Below are 19,477 nucleotides of genomic sequence, written 5' to 3' on the forward strand. Positions count from 1 at the left end.
CATCACAGCGGTCGTCCCGCTGGAGATCGTTTCAGTGTCAGGCAAGTTAAAACTGTTCGTGACGACGCGAGGTCCTAGCGGTGAGCTGGTCCAGTCGGACGATGTTTTCTTCGACGTAAGATAGCTCAGACCTTGGGGATCAACCATGCAACGCTCAATACTTGTAGCCGAGGGTCTTGCACGGCGTCAGGATAACTTTCTTTGGTTGCGCATAGTTGCCGCTATCCTTGTCATCTACGGTCATAGCTTCCATATTGCGCCCAATGGGGCCGCGAAAGAAGTGTTTGTCTCGATGGGTTGGCAAATATACAGTGGAGACATTGCGGTCAACATGTTCTTTGTAATAAGCGGGTTCATGATTGCTGGTAGTTTTGTCCGGCAACCAGACCTATGGGAGTTTATGAAAGCGCGTGTGCTGCGTGTCTTTCCCGCTTTTTTTGTGTGTCTCATGATTTTGGCATTCATCGTAGGGCCGCTGGCATCGTCTCTACCACTGGGCTCGTACTTTAAGTCCAGTGAGGCATTTTCGTACGTATATCGAAACCTAGCATTTTCTTCGGCAATGCAGTTCACGCTGCCTGGTGTGTTCGAGAGCGGAGCCGTGAATGTGGTGAACGGTAGTCTCTGGACGTTGCCGGCCGAGTTTAGGATGTATGTCTTTGTGGCGATAATTGGTTCGCTAGGCATATTGGCGCAGCGCTGGGCGCTACTAGGATTCATGTCGGCGCTGATGTTAGTAGGCGTGGTTGCTCCGTGGGGCTTGCCATTACATCCTGACTGGGTCCGGCTCGCGGGTTACTTTGCTAGCGGTGTCTTGATCTTCGCATTTAGGGACAAGCTGAGCGTCAGTACGGCGGGCATGGTGGCGATCGCTTTTGCCACTTACCTATGTCGTGGTCTCGACGTTTATCTTTACATGTTCGCTTTTGCTCTTTGTTACTTCTGCTTTTGGTGTGCTTATGCTTTTCGCCTGCCTTCCATTGATGGGTGGGGAGACCCTTCGTACGCTATCTATTTATGGGGATGGCCGATCCAGCAGATGTTCGTCAGATTGTTTCCTGGCGAGACATCTACGGTGAATTTCTTCCTTTCAGCAGCAGTGGCGATCGGCGCTGGTTACCTTTCTTGGCATGTGATCGAGAAGCCGTGCCTCAAGTTAAAGCACGTTTTCTCCCGGAAATCCCCGGCTGTAGTGGAGTAAAAGTATTGAAAGCATCTGCACAGACGACCAAGCCCATGCTACTCGAGACGAAGGTCCAGCGGCCTGCCCCAATGTTCAATCGTGTCGTTCTGGCGGTAATTGCATTCATCTTTGCCCAGTGGTTCATCATGCCAGGCCTGCTAGCCCTGGATGTTCCGAGTCATTCTGACCTTTGGCGCTACTATGTCGTAGCACATGAGATGTCGTGGCAGGTTGCTATTAGCAGCCCAAGGCCTTTGATGCTGCTCGCTTTGTTAGCTCTTCAGGGCGTGCATAATGCGCATACTTTCTTTGTGCTCCTCAACGTCCCCGCAATCCTTTTCGCTTGCCTTCTAATGCGGTCAGCAGAGGGTTTAATGCGGCGAACGTTGCTCGCCTGGCAGGCCTTTGCGGTGTTCCTGGTCGTCTTCGGCACCGCTGCTTTTTACGAACTCAATCCGCTCGACTATGGCGGCATGCTTGCTGGTGCGATTCTCGCACTGCAACTTGGTTGGCTGGTCCGCGAACGTGACAATAGCGTGGCACTCGACGGTTGGGCATTCGTACGTATGGCGTCAATCGCAGCGCTTCTGGGATACCTTTCTTTCGAAACCAAACCCACTTTTGCAGCGCTGATCCCCGTGGCGCCACTAGTATTGGTCCGAAAATACGGGTATCGCAAGACGCTTTACCTTTGTGCCGCTTGTGTGGCTGTCATCGTTGCTTCGGTGGTGAAAGATATTGTGCTCAAATCGCCTTTCATCCAGCTAGGCGGTGCACCCAGTCCCTATAAAGTGGGTCTTGGCCCGCTAAGCTTCATGAAGGCGCTGGTGTTTTATACGAGTGAAATCCTGCCAGGTCCGCTTGTTCCTATCGCACTCTTCGGTTTGTGGCGTGCGTGGTGCGTCGATCGTTACATTTTTGCCATAGCCATCGTTGCACCGGTTCTGGCGGTAGTGCCAATGTGCGCGATCCCTGACCGTCTACTGCCCATGTACGGTTGGTATGGGACAGTTGTGCTAGCAGCTGTGCTCGCGCCAATCTTAGCGGGGCAGCGAAGAAAGGGCGGCAGCTGGATCATCGTGTTGCTGACGGTACTTGCGCTTGGGGCAGGGATTGCTGGCATCGAGCGAAATAACATCGTGCCCCAGTGGGTGAAAGCCAACCATGAGTTCAACACCCATGCATTTGCCGGGTTAGAGGCACTGCAAGGGCGTGTCTTGCCTGGTGAACGTATCCTTGTCGCCGGGCCGTTGATGCCATTCAGCCCGTTTCAGAGCGATAACTTCATCAGGCTCACTTCAGAGGTCGCATTCACGTGGGCAGTTAGTTTCCCTGTGTCGTCGGCGGCGCTCGTTGCGATGTCGAATGACTCAAAAGTGCACATACCGTTCTCTTCTTTGGATTACACAGCTTTTGATCGCGTTGCAGTCTTTGATGCGAGGGGGGATCTCATTGAACTTGAGCCCGCCACCGAATTTGGGGTAATGACAGTGCACGAGGCCGCGGCACGCATGTATTGCCACGACGAATTGCAGTTGGCTGATGAAGGTGCGCGCGTAATCGGGGTGATGCAGTGTCTTTCCCGCCAGGGCGAAGCGGCGGCTGCCGAGAGTTTTGGTGCACAGTTTGCTGCGGTAGGTAGGACGAACCAATGGGTCTGGTACGAGCGCGGTAAGGCGAGCGAAGCGCTCGGACATACTGCCATGGCCTATGAGGCCTATCAACGCGCGGCCGCCTTGGAGGATGCACCGGTGTTCCGTGACGCGGCCAAACGCGTCGCCCCAAGAAAATAATGAAAACTATGTCCTATTCGGATCTTGCGGACTGGCAATGGTCACGAGTTTTTGTGGCTTTCGCACTGGCTACCATCGTCGTCGTCGCGTTCCAATTCGCGGAGATCCGTTTCGGTTTGAATATTTGGGACGAAGGATTTCTATGGTATGGCGTGCAGCGAATTTGGGCAGGCGAAGTTCCCATCCGCGATTTCATGGCGTATGACCCAGCACGTTATTACTGGGTTGCTTGGTTGACCTCGCTATGGGGTGGTCGAGGCATTCTCGATATCCGCGTCGCCGTGCTTGTTTTTCAGATCGCGGGGCTCGGGTTTGGCTTGCTTCTGCTGCAAAACAATACAAATCGTCGCGATCCAGTGCTGCTCATTATCGCGTCCGTCGTATTGTGTTCGTGGATGTTTCCCCGGCATAAGCTGTTCGACATCGCGATTTCTATGTTCACTACGGCACTGCTTGCCTGGTGGATCGAAAAACCAAATGCACGCCGTTCATTATTGCTAGGTTGCTGCACAGGTGTCATCGCTTGTTTTGGCCGCAACCATGGTGTTTACGCCGTGGCGGCGACGGTCCTGGCTTTCGCATGGACATGGGTAGCCTCGGGCAGAGCTCCCCGTGTTGCCCATCTTTGCGCATGGGTCGCCGGTATTGCAGCGGGGTTTCTTCCGATTATTTTCGCCTGCCTTTTTATTGAAGGCTTTGCCGGCGCCTTCTGGCGAAGTATCCTGTTCCTGATCGATCTAAAGGGCACAAACCTACCGTTGCCCATTCCTTGGCCGTGGTCAGGGCCTTTCTCAGTGGATACCTGGGGTAACTTACGCCAGGTCTTTATTGGCTTTTGCTTCGCCGGTCTGATTGCGTATCCGGTGGTTGCTGGTTTTTACTTGTGGAGGCAACTACGCCAGCGTATCCGTGTGAACGTTGCCGTGGTGGCAACAGTGTGCACAGCGGTGCCATATGCGCATTACGCATTCTCGCGTGCCGACGTCGGCCATCTTGCGCAAGGTATCTTTCCCATGCTTATGGGGCTTTTTCTATTATTAAGTTCCGGCCGGAGAATTTTGTGTTGGACTTCCGGCGTCTTCGTACTCATGGCGACAGCGTGTGTAACTCTGCCGTCCCATCCGCGGTTCAGATGTGTGCAGTCAGGGGATTGTGAAGCAAGGGTCGTGGATGGACAGAGGCTCGTACTCGACAGTCCCACTTTTTCGGATGTCGATTTGATTAACCGAATGGTGAGTCGGTACGCGCCTGATGGTCGTGCCTTTGTTGCGACGCCCTATTGGCCGGGTGCATATGCAATGGAACAAAGGCGCTCGCCTCTCTGGGAAATATATGCAACTACAGGGCGTAACGATTCCTTCCAGCAGGAGGAGGTGGAACGGCTAAAAGCAGCTAATCCTGGATTTGCGATCGTACTCGACTTCCCACTTGATAGCCGAGAAGAACTTCGCTACAGCAAAACCCACCCACTGACTCTGGCTTACATTGAGGCGCATTTCGAACGGTTGCCATCATCCAATCCCTATTACCTTGTTTTCAAAGCAAAGGACTAATGCCTCATTCTGAGGTCGCTCGGGAGCCGAAAACGAAACGCGAGAGCAAGAATGTCAGTGGAATTGTTACCAGTATTGCCATTAGGGGGGCGAGGGCGACTGGTAAGCCTAGATGCTCCACCCACGCAAATACCACAGCCAAGCTCACTAGGTACTGAGTAAGGTAGATAAACGGAAACATTATCAGCGAGCGCCAGCCGCGGTGTGTCTGGAAGACAAAGAGGCGATTAATGAAGAAGGCGATGACGATGCCGAATGCGTACGCAATAGTGTAAGCCACTTTGTAAGAAGTGGCTTGGAGTAGCGCGAGGTAGGTAATGTAAGTGACAGCGGTGTTTAGGCCTCCCGAAATGAGGAATCGAACAAAGCTAGATGCCCTTACCAGTTTCCTCGCCTGTTGCAGCACATGCATGCTCATGCGTGGTTCGCGCGAACCTGTTCGATGAAGGTGCCGTACTCGCGAATGTAATCCGCCGAATCGTAAAAGTGCGATGCGAACACGAGCAACACCGCGTCCTCGGAATACTTATACTGTATACCCCATGTCATAGGCGGCAGGTATAGACCGAGGTTTGGCTTGTCGAGCACGAATTGCTCGCGCTGTTCGCCATCGTCGGCAACTACGTGCACCGAGCCCTTAATCGCGATAAGGAACTGATGGCAGGCCAAGTGAGCGTGCTCACCGCGGGTTTCTGCTGTGGGCACGTCGTAAACCAAGAAATAGCGCTTTGGCGTGAATGGGATATCCTTCTCGAACTCTCCCACGGACAGGCTGCCACGCATGTCGGCAATCGCGTTGAAAGTATGAAGTTTTACGCCACGCACACATGATGGCTGGACAACCGGCATTGTAGCTTGCGGCTGCAGTTTCTCAATTGCAACGGTACCAGCGTTGGCGTAGCCCACTATCTTGGCTGGGTTGCCGACCACAATGGCATTGGGAGGGACTGAGCGCGTGACGACTGCACCCGCGCCGACCATCGCATTTCGTCCTATGCGCACCCCTGGAAGGATCGTGGCGTTGGCGCCGATTGATGCGCCCATCTCGACTACTGTGCGCAGGAAAGTCTCGGGATAGACTTTGCTTCGTGGGCGGAGATCGTTGGTGAACGTTGCGTTGGGGCCGACGAAGACATTATTTTCGAGAGTGACACCGTCCCAGAGCTGGACACCGCATTTGACAGTCACGTTGTCGCCGACAACAACGTCATTCTCGATGAAGACCCCGTCGCAGATGTTGCATGCGGCGCCTAAGCGAGCACCAGGCAGCACATGGGCAAACGCCCAGATTCGGGTGCCATCGCCGATTGTGGTCGACTCGCAGAGTCCTTTGTCATGGACATAGAAATTCATTGTTTTTTTCCAGGGAAATCAAGTTGCAGAGATACAATGTTGAGGGGGCGCTGCTTTGTATTTTCGTAAGCGCGCCACGCGTAGTTGCCAACGATGCCGATACCCAAGGTATTGAGGGCCCCAAAGAAGAGTATCGCCAGCATGGACATCGTGTAACCAGGCACTTCATAGCTTCCAGCAAAGCGGGCAATTAGTACCGCTAAACTCAGAAGTAGTGCTACGCCTAGCCCAAGCACTCCCGCACCCATCAGGATTCGCACTGGCAGGTCGGAAAAAGCAAAGACACTGTCGAGGAGATAGGTGACTTTCTTCTTCAACGTCCATGCGCTCTTGCCATGTTCGCGTTCCATACGGGAGTAGTCGATAAACTCGCGGCGACCACCTAGCCAGAACAATAATCCGAGTAAGCTGCTATTAGCTTCACTAAGTGCAACAAGACGGTCGCGGAATGGCGCCGTCAATGCAAACACGTCCACCCCGCCGCGCGGGACTTCGGGTTGTACAAGACGACGATAGGCTCCCCAAAAGATTGTAGAGGCAAACTTGCTGAGGCCGGGGTCTGCACGTCCGACACGCTTGCCGAAAACGACATCGAGCGGTTTGGTCGAAAGTGCAGCGAAGAACTCGCGCATGAGCGATGGCGGCTCCTGCAAGTCGGCGGCCATGACGCCAATGTAGTCGCCCTTCGACTCGGCTAGGCCACAACGGATGGCTGCGAACGCACCGAAATTGCGTGACAACAGCACCAAACGCGCCTGAAAAGTCGCCGCGTGAAGGCCTTGCTCTAATCGAGCAAAGCTGGCATCCGGACTTCCGTCGACAACAAAGATGACTTCCAGCGGTGCGTCCAAGTCGCTAGCTAATGCATCCAGCGCGTTCAGTAGTGCCGGAATTGATCCTTCGTTCTTGTAGACGGGGATCACGACCGAGTAGCGGGGCTTCACCACGAGTTACAAGCCTCGATCACTCGGGTTACCTCTGCATCCGTAAGCTCAGGGAAGCAGGGCAGCGTGACTACGCGCGAGCACGAATAGTCGGTGGCTTTGAGCGCGATGCCGTCGAAGCGGGCAGCGAACAAAGGCTGGCGATAATCGGGCGTCGGGTAATGCACTTCGCTGTTCACGCTGGCATCGGCAAGCTGCTTCTGCAATCCCGCACGATCGTTGGTATGCACAACATAAAGGTGGGCAACGAAATCAACCCCGCTAACGGGCGGCACAACAATATTCGCGTGTTTGATTTCACGCGAGTAGCGGTTGGCGATGTCGCGGCGGCGCGCATTCCAGCCATCAAGCAGCGGCAGCATCACGCGCAGAAACGCGGCCTGGATCTCATCGAGACGGCTGTTGCGCCCCCCTTGTAGTTCATTGCGGTACTTCGCCGCCCAGCCGTATTGGCGAAGTTTGCGGAGTGTTTCTGCGACAGCAGGGTCGTTGGTGGTAACAGCGCCACCGTCGCCCAGGGCGCCGAGATTCTTGGTCGGGTAAAAACTAAAGCTAGCCGCCTTGCCGAAGGTGCCGGCTTTGCGGCCCTGAGCATCACTAGCGCCATGCGCCTGTGCACAATCTTCGAAGATCGTGAAGCCGTACTGATCCGCAAGTGCAGCGAAAGCAGCCATGTCGGCTAGCTTGCCGTACAGGTGAGTAACGATGACGACGTCGATCTTGCCTAGGGCGAGCTCAGCTTCAAGCGCGGCTGGCGCCATGGTGCAGGTGACAGGGTCGATATCTATGAACACTGGCTCGGCTGCACAAGCAAGCACAGCAGTGGTGCCGTACATCGCGGCATTAGCGACCACTGCAACACGCTTGCCTTCACTAACGTTCAAGCTGCGCAGGCCGAGTTCAAGAGCCTCAGTACCGTTTGCCACACTGATGCAATCGTCAGCACCGCACCATTGCGCAAATTCCTCCTCAAAGGCCTTCACATTCGGACCAAGCACGTAGTAACCGCTCCTGATAGCTTTAACGGCCACCTCCTCGAGCTGTGCGGCAATTGGGCCAATGTGGCGGTCAAGAGCGTTGACTGGAACTGGCGTCGTCATGGAAATCCTGAAGTATTGAAATATGGCAGCCGGCAAGCTGTCCAAAATGGAGCGCTAGCTTAGTGCAGATTCGAGTTCGGGCAGAAGCGTAAACAAATCTCCCACCAACCCAATATCCGCAATCTCAAAGATCGGCGACTCCGGATCCTTGTTGATCGCCACGATGGTGCCAGCGTCCTTGATGCCGGTCAGATGCTGGATGGCGCCACTGATGCCGATTGCCACGTACAGTTCGGGCGCGATGATCTTGCCGGTCTGGCCGACCTGCAGCTCGTTGGGGACGTAGCCGGCATCGACTGCAGCGCGCGAGGCACCGACGGCGGCGCCGAGTTTGTCGGCCAGGCTGTAGATGTGCTTGAAGTTCTCTGCCGAGCCGACGCCGCGACCACCGGACACCACACGCTTGGCGCTCTGCAGGTCGGGGCGGTCGGAATTGCCTGCAGCCAGGTCGATGAAGCGGGTGTGGGTCGGCAGTGTGACCTCGATGCTAACGGACTCGACTGCTGCGCTTCCGCCGCTAGCCGCTTCCGGCCACGAGGCGCTACGCACGGTCGCCACGACGATCTGGTCGGCCGGAGACTTCACCGTAATGATGGCATTGCCTGCATAAATCGGACGCTTGAAGGTGTGCGCATCTTCGACGGTCATCAGGTCGGAAATCTGGTTCACGCCCAGCAGCGCGGCCACCACCGGCATCAGGTCCTTGCCGAAGGTGGTGGAGGGGCCGAAGACATGGGTGTAACCCTGACCGGCCAGCTGTGCGATCTGGGGTCCAAGCACCTGAGCAAGCGCGTGTTCGTTGGCGGCGTTGGCCACGGTCAGCACCCGGGCGACACCGGCCAGCTGTGCGGCCTGGGCTGCAACGGCGGCCGGGTCGGCCGCCAGTACGACCACGTCGATCGACTCGGCGGATACCGCCAGGGCCGCGCTCAGGGTCTTGGCGGTGGCCGCATTGAGCTGGCCGTTGAGGTGTTCGGCGACGACAAGAATCTTGGCCATTACAACAACCCCTTCTGCTTGAGTGCGGCTACCAGTTCGGCGGCGTCCTTGACCATCGCGCCGCGGCTGCGCTTGGCCGGCGCCGCATAGTGGGTGGTGGTGAGACTGTCGTGCGCGTCCACGCTTAGATCAGCGAATGCCAGGGTTTCCATCGGCTTGCTCTTGGCCTTCATGATGTCCGGCAGCTTGATGAAGCGCGGCTCGTTCAGGCGCAGATCGGTCGTGATCACCGCTGGCAGATCGACCTCCAGCGTTTCCAGGCCAGCATCGACCTCGCGCGTCACCGTGGCTTTGCCATCGGCGACCACCAGCTTGCCCGCGAAGGTCGCCTGCGGGCGGCCCCACAAGGTGGCCAGCATCTGGCCGGTCTGGTTGGCGTCGTCGTCGATGGCCTGCTTGCCCAGGATCACCAGATCAGGCTGCTCCTTTTCGACCAGCTTCAGCAGCGCGCGTGCGGCGGTCAGCGGCTGGATGGCAGCATCGGTCACCACATGGATGGCGCGGTTGGCACCCATCGCCAGGCCGTTGCGCAGATGTGCGGCAGCATCGGCTGGCGCCAGGGTGGCGACCACCACCTCGGTGGCGATGCCGGCATCGCGCAGGCGCAATGCTTCTTCCAGGGCGATTTCGTCGAACGGGTTGGGCGAAAGCTTGACGCCGTCGGTCACCACGCCGGAGCCATCCGGCTTGACCTGAATGCGGACGTTGTAGTCCACCACGCGCTTGTAGGCGACGAGGATTTTCATCGTGTACGAGATCCTTCAGCTATTGCGGGAAGGCCCGGCCGCGGCGGCAGGCTCGGGAGTGCGCCCATTCTAACCGGGGAGCATCCACCATGCGATGGCGTATGGATGTTGCGGTGCGTCAGGTGCGCCATGCGGAGTCGCTCGCGCTTAAGTCCGATAATGCCGGGACCGTATATCCTGTGTGGCTTGAAAACGCAGCGCGTTTGGCGCGCGACCAGGAGGGGTAGACAGTGGCGACTTGGCTAGTAACAGGCGGTGCAGGCTTCATCGGCGGCAATTTTGTACTCGAGGCGGTCTCCCGCGGAATTCGCGTGGTCAATCTGGATGCGTTGACCTATGCAGGAAATCTGAACACGTTGGCGTCGCTGGAGGGCAACGCTGACCACGTGTTCGTCAAGGGCGATATCGGCGACGGAGCGCTCGTCACCCGCCTGCTGCAAGAACACCAGCCCGACGCCGTACTGAACTTCGCAGCCGAAAGCCATGTGGACCGCTCGATCGAAGGCCCGGGCGCCTTCATCCAGACCAATGTGGTCGGCACCCTGGCGTTGCTCGAGGCCGTTCGCAACTACTGGAAGGCATTGCCGGAGGCGCGCCGTGACGCGTTCCGTTTTCTGCACGTGTCCACTGACGAGGTCTACGGTACGCTCGGAGAGACCGGCAAGTTCACCGAAACCACGCCCTACGCGCCCAATTCGCCGTACTCGGCTTCCAAGGCAGCGTCGGATCATCTGGTGCGTGCGTTCCACCACACCTACGGGCTGCCGGTGCTGACCACCAATTGCTCGAATAACTACGGCCCGTACCACTTCCCCGAAAAGCTTATTCCGCTGGTCATCGCCAAGGCACTGGCGGGCGAACCGCTGCCGGTTTACGGCGATGGCAAGCAGGTGCGCGACTGGCTGTTTGTCAGTGACCATTGCGAGGCGATCCGGACCGTGTTGGCCAAAGGCAAGGTCGGCGAGACCTACAATGTGGGCGGCAACTCCGAACGCCAGAATATTGAGGTCGTGCAGGCGATCTGCGCGCTGCTGGATCAGCATCGTCCGCGCGAAGACGGCAAGCCGCGTGCGAGCCAAATCACCTACGTCACTGATCGCCCAGGGCATGACCGTCGCTATGCGATCGACGCCTCCAAGTTGAAGAACGACCTGGGGTGGGAGCCTGCGTATACCTTCGAGCAAGGGATTGCGCAGACGATCGAGTGGTACTTGACCAATCAGGCGTGGGTACAGGGTGTATTGGACGGAAGCTATCGCCTGGAACGCATCGGCGCGACGGCATAACACTCCATCTTCAGTGTCCGCACAGATGTGCGGACCTCCCAAGGAAGCTCTCATGACACAACGCAAAGGCATCATTCTGGCGGGTGGATCCGGCACGCGCCTGTATCCAATCACCAAGGGCGTCAGCAAGCAGTTGCTGCCGGTGTATGACAAGCCGATGATCTATTACCCGCTCAGTGTTCTGATGCTGGCGGGCATCCGGGATATCCTGATCATCAATACACCGCATGAGCAGGCGTTGTTTCAGTCGCTGTTGGGCGATGGCTCGCAGTGGGGCGTCAATATCCAATATGCCGTGCAACCGAGTCCCGATGGACTGGCGCAGGCGTATCTGATCGGTCGCGATTTCGTCGATGGCAAGCCGAGCTGCCTGGTATTGGGCGACAATATTTTTCATGGTCATGGGCTGACCGAGACCCTGCGCCGCGCCGATGCGCGTGAGCAGGGGGCAACCGTCTTCGGTTACTGGGTCAATGACCCGGAGCGCTACGGCGTTGCCGAATTCGATCAGCAGGGCAAGGTTATCGACATTGCCGAAAAGCCGGAAAAACCCCGCTCCAACTACGCGGTCACGGGTCTGTATTTCTACGATGGCAAGGCTAGCGACTACGCTGCGGCGCTGAAGCCATCGCCACGCGGTGAGCTGGAGATTACCGATCTCAATCGCTGCTATCTCGATGCGGGCGACCTGCACCTGGAGCCATTGGGACGCGGCTACGCCTGGCTGGATACTGGAACGCATCAGTCGCTTCATGAAGCTGCAAATTTCATCGAGACGATCCAGATGCGACAGGGCTTGCAGGTGTGCTGCCCAGAAGAAATCGCCTTCGGGCAGGGTTGGATCGATGCCGAGCAGCTGGAGCGCCTAGCAGCGCCGTTGTCGAAGAATGGGTACGGTCAATACCTGCATGCGCTGGCGTTGCGGGGAGTTGTTCCATGAAAGTGATTGAAACCAAGCTGTCTGGCTGCGTGGTGATCGAGCCGGCAGTGTTTGGCGATGAACGCGGCTACTTTTTCGAAACCTGGAACGCAGAACGCTTTGGTCAACAGGGCTTGCCGACACGATTCGTGCAAAGCAACGTGTCGACTTCGGCCAAAGGCGTGTTGCGCGGCTTGCACTACCAATGGCCGCGACCGCAGGGCAAGCTGGTTAGCGTGCTCGAAGGCGAGGTTTACGACGTGGCTGTTGACGTACGTCATGGATCGCCCACCTTCGGCCAGTGGGCGGCAGTGGTATTGAGCGCAGAAAACAAGAAGCAACTCTGGATTCCGGAAGGCTTTGCGCACGGCTTTGCGGTGCTGTCGGAGCGTGCGGTCTTCAGCTATCTGTGCACTGACGTCTACGTCAAGGAAGCCGATGCAGGTGTGCGATGGGACGACGCGGCAATCGGGATCGACTGGCCGATCAGCGATCCGGTGCTCTCCGCCAAGGATGCAGTTGCGCCGTTCCTGGCCGATATGCCGGTTGAGCGCCTGCCGGTGTTTTCGCCGTGACCACCTTGGTCTTCGGCGCAAACGGTCAGGTCGGCACCGAATTGCTGCGCGCACTTGCTGCCGATGGTGCGGTGACCGCGACCACACGCAGTGGTCAATTGCCTGATGGTAGCGCCTGCGAAATCGCGGATTTCGACGCACCGGACACGTTGACCGGTTTGCTGGATCGCCTCAATCCGACGGCTGTGGTCAATGCCGCCGCCTATACGGCGGTGGATCGGGCCGAGCAGGATCGCGACAGCGCCATGCGGGCAAATGCGCAATCTCCAGGCGTCATCGCGCAGTGGTGTGCCGTGCACGACGTGCCATTGGTGCATTACTCCACTGATTACGTTTTCGACGGGCAAGGCACTGCGCCCTATCGCGAAGAGTCGCAAACTTCGCCGCTGGGTGTGTATGGCGAAACCAAGCTCGCTGGTGAGCAGGCGATCCGCGCGTCAGGCGCTCAGCATCTGATCCTGCGTACGGCCTGGGTGTACGCCTCGCATGGCGCCAACTTCCTGCGCACGATGTTGCGCGTGGGTGCAGAGCGCGATGAGCTGCGCGTGGTTGCCGACCAGATCGGTACGCCAACGCCGGCGGCATTGATTGCCGATGTCACCGCGCAGCTGCTGCGTCAACGCAGTCCCGGCACATCGGGCACCTGGCACCTGACTGCTGCCGGCCAGACCAGCTGGCACGGGTTTGCCGAGGCCATCTTCGAGAAAGCCGTCGCGGCGGGTTTGCTGGCGCGCGCGCCGCGTGTCGTGCCCATCACCACAGCGGATTACCCGACGCCAGCAAAGCGGCCTGCATACTCGCGGTTATCGATCGACAAGCTGCAGAACGATTTCGGCATCGTGCTGCCGCAGTGGCAAGCTGGGTTGCAGCAGGTGATTACCGAGTTGGCTGCGGCCAAACGCTGATTGCAGCGGCTAGGCGGCAGTAATACTGCGCACCAGATTCACAAAGAAAAACAGCCGGGAATCCCGGCTGTTTTTCTAAAGCGATCCTGCAGGCGACCGATCAGGCGCGCCCGTAGGTATCTTCAAAACGTACGATGTCGTCTTCGCCCAGATAACTGCCGGACTGCACTTCGATCAATTCCAGCGGCAACTTGCCCGGATTGCGCAGACGGTGAGTCACGCCCAGCGGGATGTAGGTACTCTGGTTTTCGGTCAGCAGCAGAACCTCGTCGCCACGGGTGACTTCAGCGGTACCGCTCACCACGATCCAGTGTTCGGCGCGATGGTGGTGCATCTGCAAGCTCAGCACTGCACCGGGTTTGACGGTGATGCGCTTGACCTGATGACGTTGGCCCATGTCGATCGAATCGTAGGCGCCCCACGGACGATAGACCTTGCGGTGCCAGGTGGCTTCGGACCGGCCATCGGCCTTGATGCGGCCAACCACGTCCTTGACCTCCTGAATACGATCGCGGTGACCGACCAGCACGGCGTCCGGCGTCTCGACGACGACCACGTCTTCCAGGCCGACCATGGCGATCAGACGCGAGCCATAGGCATAGGTATTGCGGCAGTCCATCTGGATCACGTCGCCATGATGCGCATTGCCGTGGGCGTCCTGCTCGGACACGTCCAGCAGCGACGACCACGAACCGACATCGTTCCAGCCAGCATCCAGCGGGACGACGACCGCATCGGCGGTCTTTTCCATCACCGCGTAGTCGATCGAATCCGACGGGCTGGCGGCGAATGCGTCCTTGTCCAGGCGGGTGAAGTCGGCATCGCGCTTGCCGTTTTCCCAGGCTTTCTGGCAGGCATCGGCAATGGCCGGGTGGAACTTGCGCAGTTCCTCCAGGTAACGCGAGGCACGGAACAGGAACATGCCGCTGTTCCAGTAGTACTCGCCGCTGGCAAGGTAACTCTGCGCGGTGGCCAAGTCGGGCTTCTCGACGAAACGCTCAACGGCAGTGACACCAGTACCGGCACCGGCCTTGATATAGCCGTAGCCGGTCTCGGGCGCTGTCGGCTTGATGCCGAAGGTCACCAGCTTGCCTTGCTCGGCCGCAGCAGCCGCTGCCGTCACCGCGGCCTGAAACGCGGCTTCATTCTGAATCACATGATCGGACGGAAGGACCAGCAACAGCGGGTCGGCACCGTCGCGCATGGCTTCCAGGGCCGCGACCGCGATCGCCGGCGCCGTATTGCGTCCCTTGGGTTCCAGCAGAATCGCTGACGGCTTTACGCCGAGTTGCTGCAGCTGCTCGGCGGCCATGAAGCGATGTTCTTCGTTGGCAACCACGATCGGCGCATGGCCTGCGACCGGAGCCGAGCGCAGCCAGGTGGCCTGCAGCATGCTTTTGTCGCCGACCAGCGGCAGGAACTGCTTGGGATAGGATTCGCGCGACAGCGGCCACAGGCGCGTGCCGGAACCGCCGGACAAAATGATGGGTAGGACGTCGCTCATGGGCGGGGGAAACTCCAAAGTGCGTCTATAGGTGGGAGAGGAGATGAATCAACCGCGTAGCAAGTCTGAAATCTCTTGCGTGCGGCTTTCCAGCAGTGCGGCGTCGCCGCGCGTTTCCACGTTCAGCCGCAGCAGCGGCTCGGTGTTGGAGCTGCGCAGGTTGAAGCGCCACTGGCCGAAATCCGCGCTGATGCCGTCGGTGTAGTCCAGTTCGGGCGACAGGTCGGCGTAGTGTTCCATCACGCGGGCGACCGATGCCTTGGCATCGGCGACCTTGAAGTTGATTTCGCCGCTGCACGGGAACTTCTGCATACGTGATTCGACCAGATCGGCCAGCGAACGACCGGACTGCGACACCAGCTCGGCGATCAACAGCCACGGAATCATTCCGGAATCGGCGTAGGCAAACTCGCGGAAATAATGGTGCGCACTCATCTCGCCGCCATACACGGCGTTTTCGCTGCGCATTTTTTCCTTGATGAAAGCGTGGCCGCTCTTGCACAGCACCGGAATGCCGCCGGCTTCTTCGACCTGCTCGACCGTGTTCCAGGTCAGACGCGGGTCGTGCACGACTTTGCCGCCCGGCTGCTTGGCCAAAATGGCCTGCGCCAGCAAACCGACCAGGTAATAGCCTTCGATGAAGCGGCCGGTGTGATCGAAGAAGAAGCAGCGGTCGAAATCGCCATCCCACGCGATGCCGAAATCTGCGCCGTGTTCCTTGACCGCCTTGGCGGTGGCGGCGCGGTTTTCCGGCAGCAGCGGGTTCGGAATGCCGTTGGGGAAATTGCCATCCGGCTCATGGAACACGCGCACGAATTCGAACGGCAGGTGCGGTGCAAGCAGATCCACGATCAGGCCCGCACCGCCGTTGCCCGCATTGACCACCAGCTTGAGCGGCTTGAGCGTGCTGCGGTCGACGTAGCTGAGCAGGTGCTCCAGGTAGGCGGTCTTGTCGGTGCGGCTCTGCTCGCTTGCGGTGGGCTCGCCGGCTGCAGCGGTATCGGCAGCGACCGTGTCGCGGATCGCGAACAGGCCGGTATCGGAGCTGATCGGCCGCGCTTGCTCGCGCACCAACTTCATGCCGTTGTAGTCCATCGGATTGTGGCTGGCGGTGACCATCACGCCGCCGGCGGCCTTGAGGTAATCGGTCTGGAAATAGACCTCCTCGGTGCCGCACAGGCCGATGTCGATCACCTCGCGGCCGCTGGCGCGCAGGCCTGCCGACAGCGCTTCCTGCAAGGCCGGGCTGGCCAGACGCACATCGTGGCCCAGGACCACAGGCCCTTGATCCAGCTGCGCCGCCAGTGCCACGCCGATCCGACGGGCCAAGTCCTCGTTGAGTTCATCCGGCACGCGGCCGCGAATATCGTAGGCCTTGAAGGCGGGTAGCGTCATGGGCAATTCCTGAAGTGGGGGACACCCGAGTTTAGCGGGTGCGCCGTGTCTTGGGTGTGGCGGAATTGCGACCGGGGACAGGGAACAGTCAGCGGATAGAATGACCGTTTCACATCAGCGAGGTGAGGGCGGTGATGCGCAGCAATGAAGAGGGTAAGGCCGGCGGTAAACGCTATGCCGATGCAACGATGGCGCTGGATGGCGTGTTGGCCGATGGCCAGACGCTGGCGGTGGGCGGCTTTGGTTTGTGCGGGATTCCCGAAGCCCTGATCGCTGCCGTACGCGACAGCGGGGTCGGCGGATTGACGGTGATTTCCAATAACGCCGGCGTCGATGGATTCGGGCTTGGTCAACTATTGGCCACCCGGCAGATCCGCAAGATGATTTCGTCCTACGTGGGCGAAAACAAGGAATTCGAGCGCCAATATCTGGCTGGCGAGCTCGAGCTTGAGTTCAATCCGCAAGGCACCCTGGCCGAGCGCCTGCGTGCAGGCGGTGCGGGAATTCCCGCGTTCTACACCGCCACCGGCTACGGCACCATCGTGGCCGAGGGCAAGGAGACCCGCGAATTCGACGGCAAGCACTACGTGCTGGAAACCGCGCTGCATGCCGATGTTGCGCTGGTCAAGGCATGGCGCGCCGATACCGCCGGCAACCTGGTGTTTCGCAAGACCGCGCGCAATTTCAATCCAGCCTGCGCCATGGCCGGTCGCATCTGCATTGCCGAGGTCGAAGAGATCGTGGCCCTTGGCACCATCGATCCGGACCACGTGCATCTGCCGGGCATCTACGTCGACCGACTGGTGCTCAACACGGCGCCGGAAAAACGCATCGAACAGCGCACCGTGCGCGAAGGACAGCAGTAATGGCCTGGACCAGAGATCAGATGGCCGCACGCGCGGCGCGCGAATTGACCGACGGCGCCTACGTCAACTTGGGGATCGGTCTGCCGACGCTGGTGGCCAATCACATCCCCGACGGCGTGGACGTGTGGTTGCAATCGGAAAACGGCCTGCTTGGCATCGGCCCGTTCCCCACCGAAGATGAAGTGGACGCGGACCTGATCAATGCCGGCAAGCAGACGGTGACTGCGCGTGCCGGTGCCAGTTACTTCGGCAGCCATGACTCGTTCGCGATGATCCGCGGCGGCCATATCGATCTGGCGATTCTCGGCGCGATGCAGGTCACCGACCGCGGCGATCTGGCCAACTGGATGGTGCCCGGCAAGATGGTCAAGGGCATGGGCGGCGCGATGGACCTGGTGGCCGGCGTCAAGCGCGTGGTGGTGCTGATGGAGCACGTGGCCAAGGATGGCAGCCACAAGATCCTGCCTGCGTGCGACTTGCCATTGACCGGCGTGGGCGTGGTCGACCGCATCATCACCGACCTGGCCGTGTTCGATGTCACCGCCGACGGATTGGTTTTGGTGGAGGCGGCCGATGGGGTGGGGCTGGAGGAGTTGCGCGCCAAGACTGGCGTGGAGTTCAAAGCCGCATAAACAATCAGGGGCCGATACGGCCCCTGATTTCTACAGGTTCTGGTAGTTCGGCCCCGAACCACCCTCCGGGGTGACCCAGGTGATGATCTCGTAGGGGTCCTTGATGTCGCAGGTCTTGCAGTGCACGCAGTTGGCGGCGTTGATCTGCAGGCGCTTTCCGCTGGGGCTGGCGGTGTCTGCGACCATTTCGTAGACGTTGGCCGGGCAGAAGCGGGTACAGGGGTTGTCGTACTCCTCCACGCAGCGGGTGGCGCAGACATCGGTGTCCAGGACTTTCAGATGCACCGGTTGGTCTTCGTCGTGTTCGGTGGCGGCGAAATAGACCGCTTGCAAACGGTCGCGCGGTGCCAGTTCGCGGGTGACGTAGTCGCGCTTGGGTTGCTCGTACTCGCCGAGCTTGTGCAGCGCCGACCAGTCCGCCTTGTTCTTCAGGGTCCAGGGCGAGGCGCCCTTGAGTGCGGTTTCCCAGGCGGCATTTAGCAGGCCGAACCACAGTCCTTTCTTGAAGCCGGGTTTGATATTGCGGACTTCCTTCAGCTCAGCCATCGCGTCCGAGGCGCGCAGTTTTGCATCGAAGCCCTGCGGGGCCAGCTGCGATTGCACCAGGTGTTCGGCGGCGAGCATGCCGCTGCGAATCGCCTGATGGGTGCCCTTGATCTTGGGCACATTGAGCAAGCCGGCGGTGTCGCCGATCAGCAGGGCGCCGGGCATTTCGACTTTGGGTAGCGACTGCCAACCGCCGGTGACGATGGCGCGCGCGCCGGCCGACAGGACGCTGCCGCCTTCCAGCAACGACTTGATCAGCGTGTGGTTTTTCCATTGCTGGAAGGCTTCCCACGGCTGGTACTTCGGGTCGCTGTAGTCCAGTCCGCTGACGTAGCCAAGCGCGATCTGGTTGTTGTCCAGGTGATACAGAAAGCTGCCGCCGTAGGTACGGTTGTCCGCAGGCCAACCGATGGTGTGCACGATCTTGCCAGGCGTGACGCGGCCTTCGGGCACCTGCCACAGCTCCTTGATGCCGATGGAATAGCCTTGCGGGTCGCTGTCTGCGGTGAGGTCGAAGCGCTTGAGCAGGCGCTTGGTCAGATGCCCGCGCGCGCCTTCGGCCAGCACGGTGACCTTGGCGCGGATATCGATGCCGGCGGTGTAGCCGGGCTTGTGCGAGCCATCCTTGGCCACGCCCATATCGCCGATGCGCACGCCCACCACCTGGCCGCTGTCGTCGTGCAGCGTTTCGGCGGCAGCAAAGCCGGGGTAGATTTCCACGCCCAGCGCTTCGGCCTGCGGAGCGAGCCAGGCGCACATCGCGCCCAGGCTGACGATGAAGTTGCCGTGGTTACGCATGCCCGGCGGTACCACCGGGAACTTGCGCGCGCTGTCCTTGCCGAGGAACCAGAATTCGTCGTCGGTGGCGGCCACGCAGATCGGCGGCGGGTTATCGCGCCAGCCGGGCAGCAACGCGTCCAGCGGGCCGGGTTCGATCACCGCGCCGGAGAGGATATGCGCGCCGATGGTGCTGGACTTTTCGATCACGCACACACTCAACTCGGGGTTGAGCTGCTTGAGCCGGATCGCGAACGATAGCCCGGCCGGACCGGCACCGACGGTGACGACGTCGTATTCCATGACGTCGCGCTCGACCGTCTCTGACGCTTGCGCGCCGATTCCCGCTTCCGACATTGCTCCGCTCCCGTTGGCTCGATGGCTGGGGCGTATTTTCCGGG

General features: G+C 59.4%; 17 protein-coding genes. 9 read left to right on the forward strand and 8 right to left on the reverse strand.

What is annotated here, in order from left to right; genetic code table 11:
• The first annotated feature begins 145 nt into the window (after positions 1–145).
• The 3 genes from VC212_RS05355 (at position 146) to VC212_RS05365 (ending at position 4,529) form a co-directional block, all read left to right on the forward strand.
• Positions 146–1,201 carry an acyltransferase gene (locus VC212_RS05355; protein ID WP_323514779.1) on the forward strand — a complete coding sequence of 352 codons (1,056 nt, stop codon included), beginning with the start codon at positions 146–148 and terminating at the stop codon, positions 1,199–1,201.
• 71 nt (positions 1,202–1,272) lie between these two features.
• Positions 1,273–2,976 carry a hypothetical protein gene (locus VC212_RS05360; RefSeq protein ID WP_153066282.1) on the forward strand — a complete coding sequence of 568 codons (1,704 nt, stop codon included), beginning with the start codon at positions 1,273–1,275 and terminating at the stop codon, positions 2,974–2,976.
• On the forward strand, positions 2,976–4,529 hold the full coding sequence (locus VC212_RS05365) for a hypothetical protein (RefSeq protein ID WP_323514777.1): 1,554 nt from the start codon (positions 2,976–2,978) through the stop codon (positions 4,527–4,529). The genes VC212_RS05360 and VC212_RS05365 overlap by 1 nt, the downstream gene beginning before the upstream one ends.
• A gap of 414 nt (positions 4,530–4,943) precedes the next feature.
• On the opposite strand, the gene VC212_RS05370 is transcribed toward VC212_RS05365, so the two are convergent.
• Genes VC212_RS05370 through VC212_RS05390 form a run of 5 tightly spaced genes read right to left on the reverse strand, consistent with a single transcriptional unit; the run spans position 4,944 to position 9,671 of the window.
• On the reverse strand, positions 4,944–5,882 hold the full coding sequence (locus tag VC212_RS05370; protein ID WP_115528932.1) for a WxcM-like domain-containing protein: 939 nt from the start codon (positions 5,880–5,882) through the stop codon (positions 4,944–4,946).
• Positions 5,879–6,829, reverse strand: a complete 951-nt coding sequence (locus tag VC212_RS05375) for a glycosyltransferase family 2 protein (protein ID WP_115528931.1) — start codon at positions 6,827–6,829, stop codon at positions 5,879–5,881. Before VC212_RS05375 ends, VC212_RS05370 begins: the two co-directional genes overlap by 4 nt.
• The gene (locus tag VC212_RS05380) at positions 6,823–7,926 is read right to left on the reverse strand and encodes a DegT/DnrJ/EryC1/StrS family aminotransferase (protein WP_311238783.1); all 1,104 of its coding nucleotides are present in this window, start codon (positions 7,924–7,926) and stop codon (positions 6,823–6,825) included. The genes VC212_RS05375 and VC212_RS05380 overlap by 7 nt, the downstream gene beginning before the upstream one ends.
• Before the next feature lie 54 nt (positions 7,927–7,980).
• Positions 7,981–8,925: an electron transfer flavoprotein subunit alpha/FixB family protein gene (locus tag VC212_RS05385; RefSeq protein ID WP_323514774.1), complete on the reverse strand. Its 945-nt coding sequence runs from the start codon at positions 8,923–8,925 to the stop codon at positions 7,981–7,983.
• On the reverse strand, positions 8,925–9,671 hold the full coding sequence (locus VC212_RS05390; RefSeq protein ID WP_323514771.1) for an electron transfer flavoprotein subunit beta/FixA family protein: 747 nt from the start codon (positions 9,669–9,671) through the stop codon (positions 8,925–8,927). Before VC212_RS05390 ends, VC212_RS05385 begins: the two co-directional genes overlap by 1 nt.
• Before the next feature lie 230 nt (positions 9,672–9,901).
• On the opposite strand from VC212_RS05390, the gene rfbB reads away from it, so the two are divergent.
• From rfbB to rfbD, 4 genes are read left to right on the forward strand one after another with little or no spacing between them, the layout of a single operon-like run.
• Positions 9,902–10,957 (forward strand): dTDP-glucose 4,6-dehydratase, encoded by a 1,056-nt coding sequence (rfbB, locus tag VC212_RS05395; RefSeq protein WP_323514770.1) that lies wholly within the window; start codon positions 9,902–9,904, stop codon positions 10,955–10,957.
• 52 nt (positions 10,958–11,009) lie between these two features.
• Complete coding sequence (rfbA, locus tag VC212_RS05400; RefSeq protein WP_115528928.1) at positions 11,010–11,897, forward strand: glucose-1-phosphate thymidylyltransferase RfbA; 888 nt, start codon at positions 11,010–11,012, stop codon at positions 11,895–11,897.
• Positions 11,894–12,451, forward strand: a complete 558-nt coding sequence (gene rfbC, locus VC212_RS05405; protein ID WP_115528927.1) for a dTDP-4-dehydrorhamnose 3,5-epimerase — start codon at positions 11,894–11,896, stop codon at positions 12,449–12,451. Before rfbA ends, rfbC begins: the two co-directional genes overlap by 4 nt.
• Positions 12,448–13,356: a dTDP-4-dehydrorhamnose reductase gene (gene rfbD / locus VC212_RS05410; protein ID WP_323514769.1), complete on the forward strand. Its 909-nt coding sequence runs from the start codon at positions 12,448–12,450 to the stop codon at positions 13,354–13,356. The genes rfbC and rfbD overlap by 4 nt, the downstream gene beginning before the upstream one ends.
• A 100-nt stretch (positions 13,357–13,456) precedes the next feature.
• Here rfbD and VC212_RS05415 read toward each other — a convergent pair whose 3' ends face one another.
• Together VC212_RS05415 and VC212_RS05420 are read right to left on the reverse strand one after the other, a co-directional pair.
• Positions 13,457–14,860, reverse strand: a complete 1,404-nt coding sequence (locus VC212_RS05415) for a mannose-1-phosphate guanylyltransferase/mannose-6-phosphate isomerase (RefSeq protein ID WP_323514768.1) — start codon at positions 14,858–14,860, stop codon at positions 13,457–13,459.
• 48 nt (positions 14,861–14,908) lie between these two features.
• Entirely contained in the window at positions 14,909–16,255 is a 1,347-nt protein-coding gene (locus tag VC212_RS05420) for a phosphomannomutase (protein ID WP_115554616.1), read from the reverse strand.
• A 134-nt stretch (positions 16,256–16,389) separates the two neighbouring features.
• On the opposite strand from VC212_RS05420, the gene VC212_RS05425 reads away from it, so the two are divergent.
• Positions 16,390–17,121, forward strand: coding sequence for a CoA transferase subunit A (locus VC212_RS05425; RefSeq protein ID WP_323514767.1), 732 nt, complete (start codon positions 16,390–16,392; stop codon positions 17,119–17,121).
• Positions 17,121–17,753: a CoA transferase subunit B gene (locus VC212_RS05430; protein WP_115554614.1), complete on the forward strand. Its 633-nt coding sequence runs from the start codon at positions 17,121–17,123 to the stop codon at positions 17,751–17,753. The genes VC212_RS05425 and VC212_RS05430 overlap by 1 nt, the downstream gene beginning before the upstream one ends.
• Before the next feature lie 30 nt (positions 17,754–17,783).
• Here VC212_RS05430 and VC212_RS05435 read toward each other — a convergent pair whose 3' ends face one another.
• Entirely contained in the window at positions 17,784–19,433 is a 1,650-nt protein-coding gene (locus VC212_RS05435; protein WP_323514766.1) for an electron transfer flavoprotein-ubiquinone oxidoreductase, read from the reverse strand.
• Positions 19,434–19,477: the final 44 nt, after the last annotated feature.

Origin of the sequence: Xanthomonas sp. WHRI 8932A (genome assembly GCF_035012785.1) — a bacterium.
In the GTDB taxonomy this organism is placed as follows: Bacteria; Pseudomonadota; Gammaproteobacteria; order Xanthomonadales; family Xanthomonadaceae; genus Xanthomonas.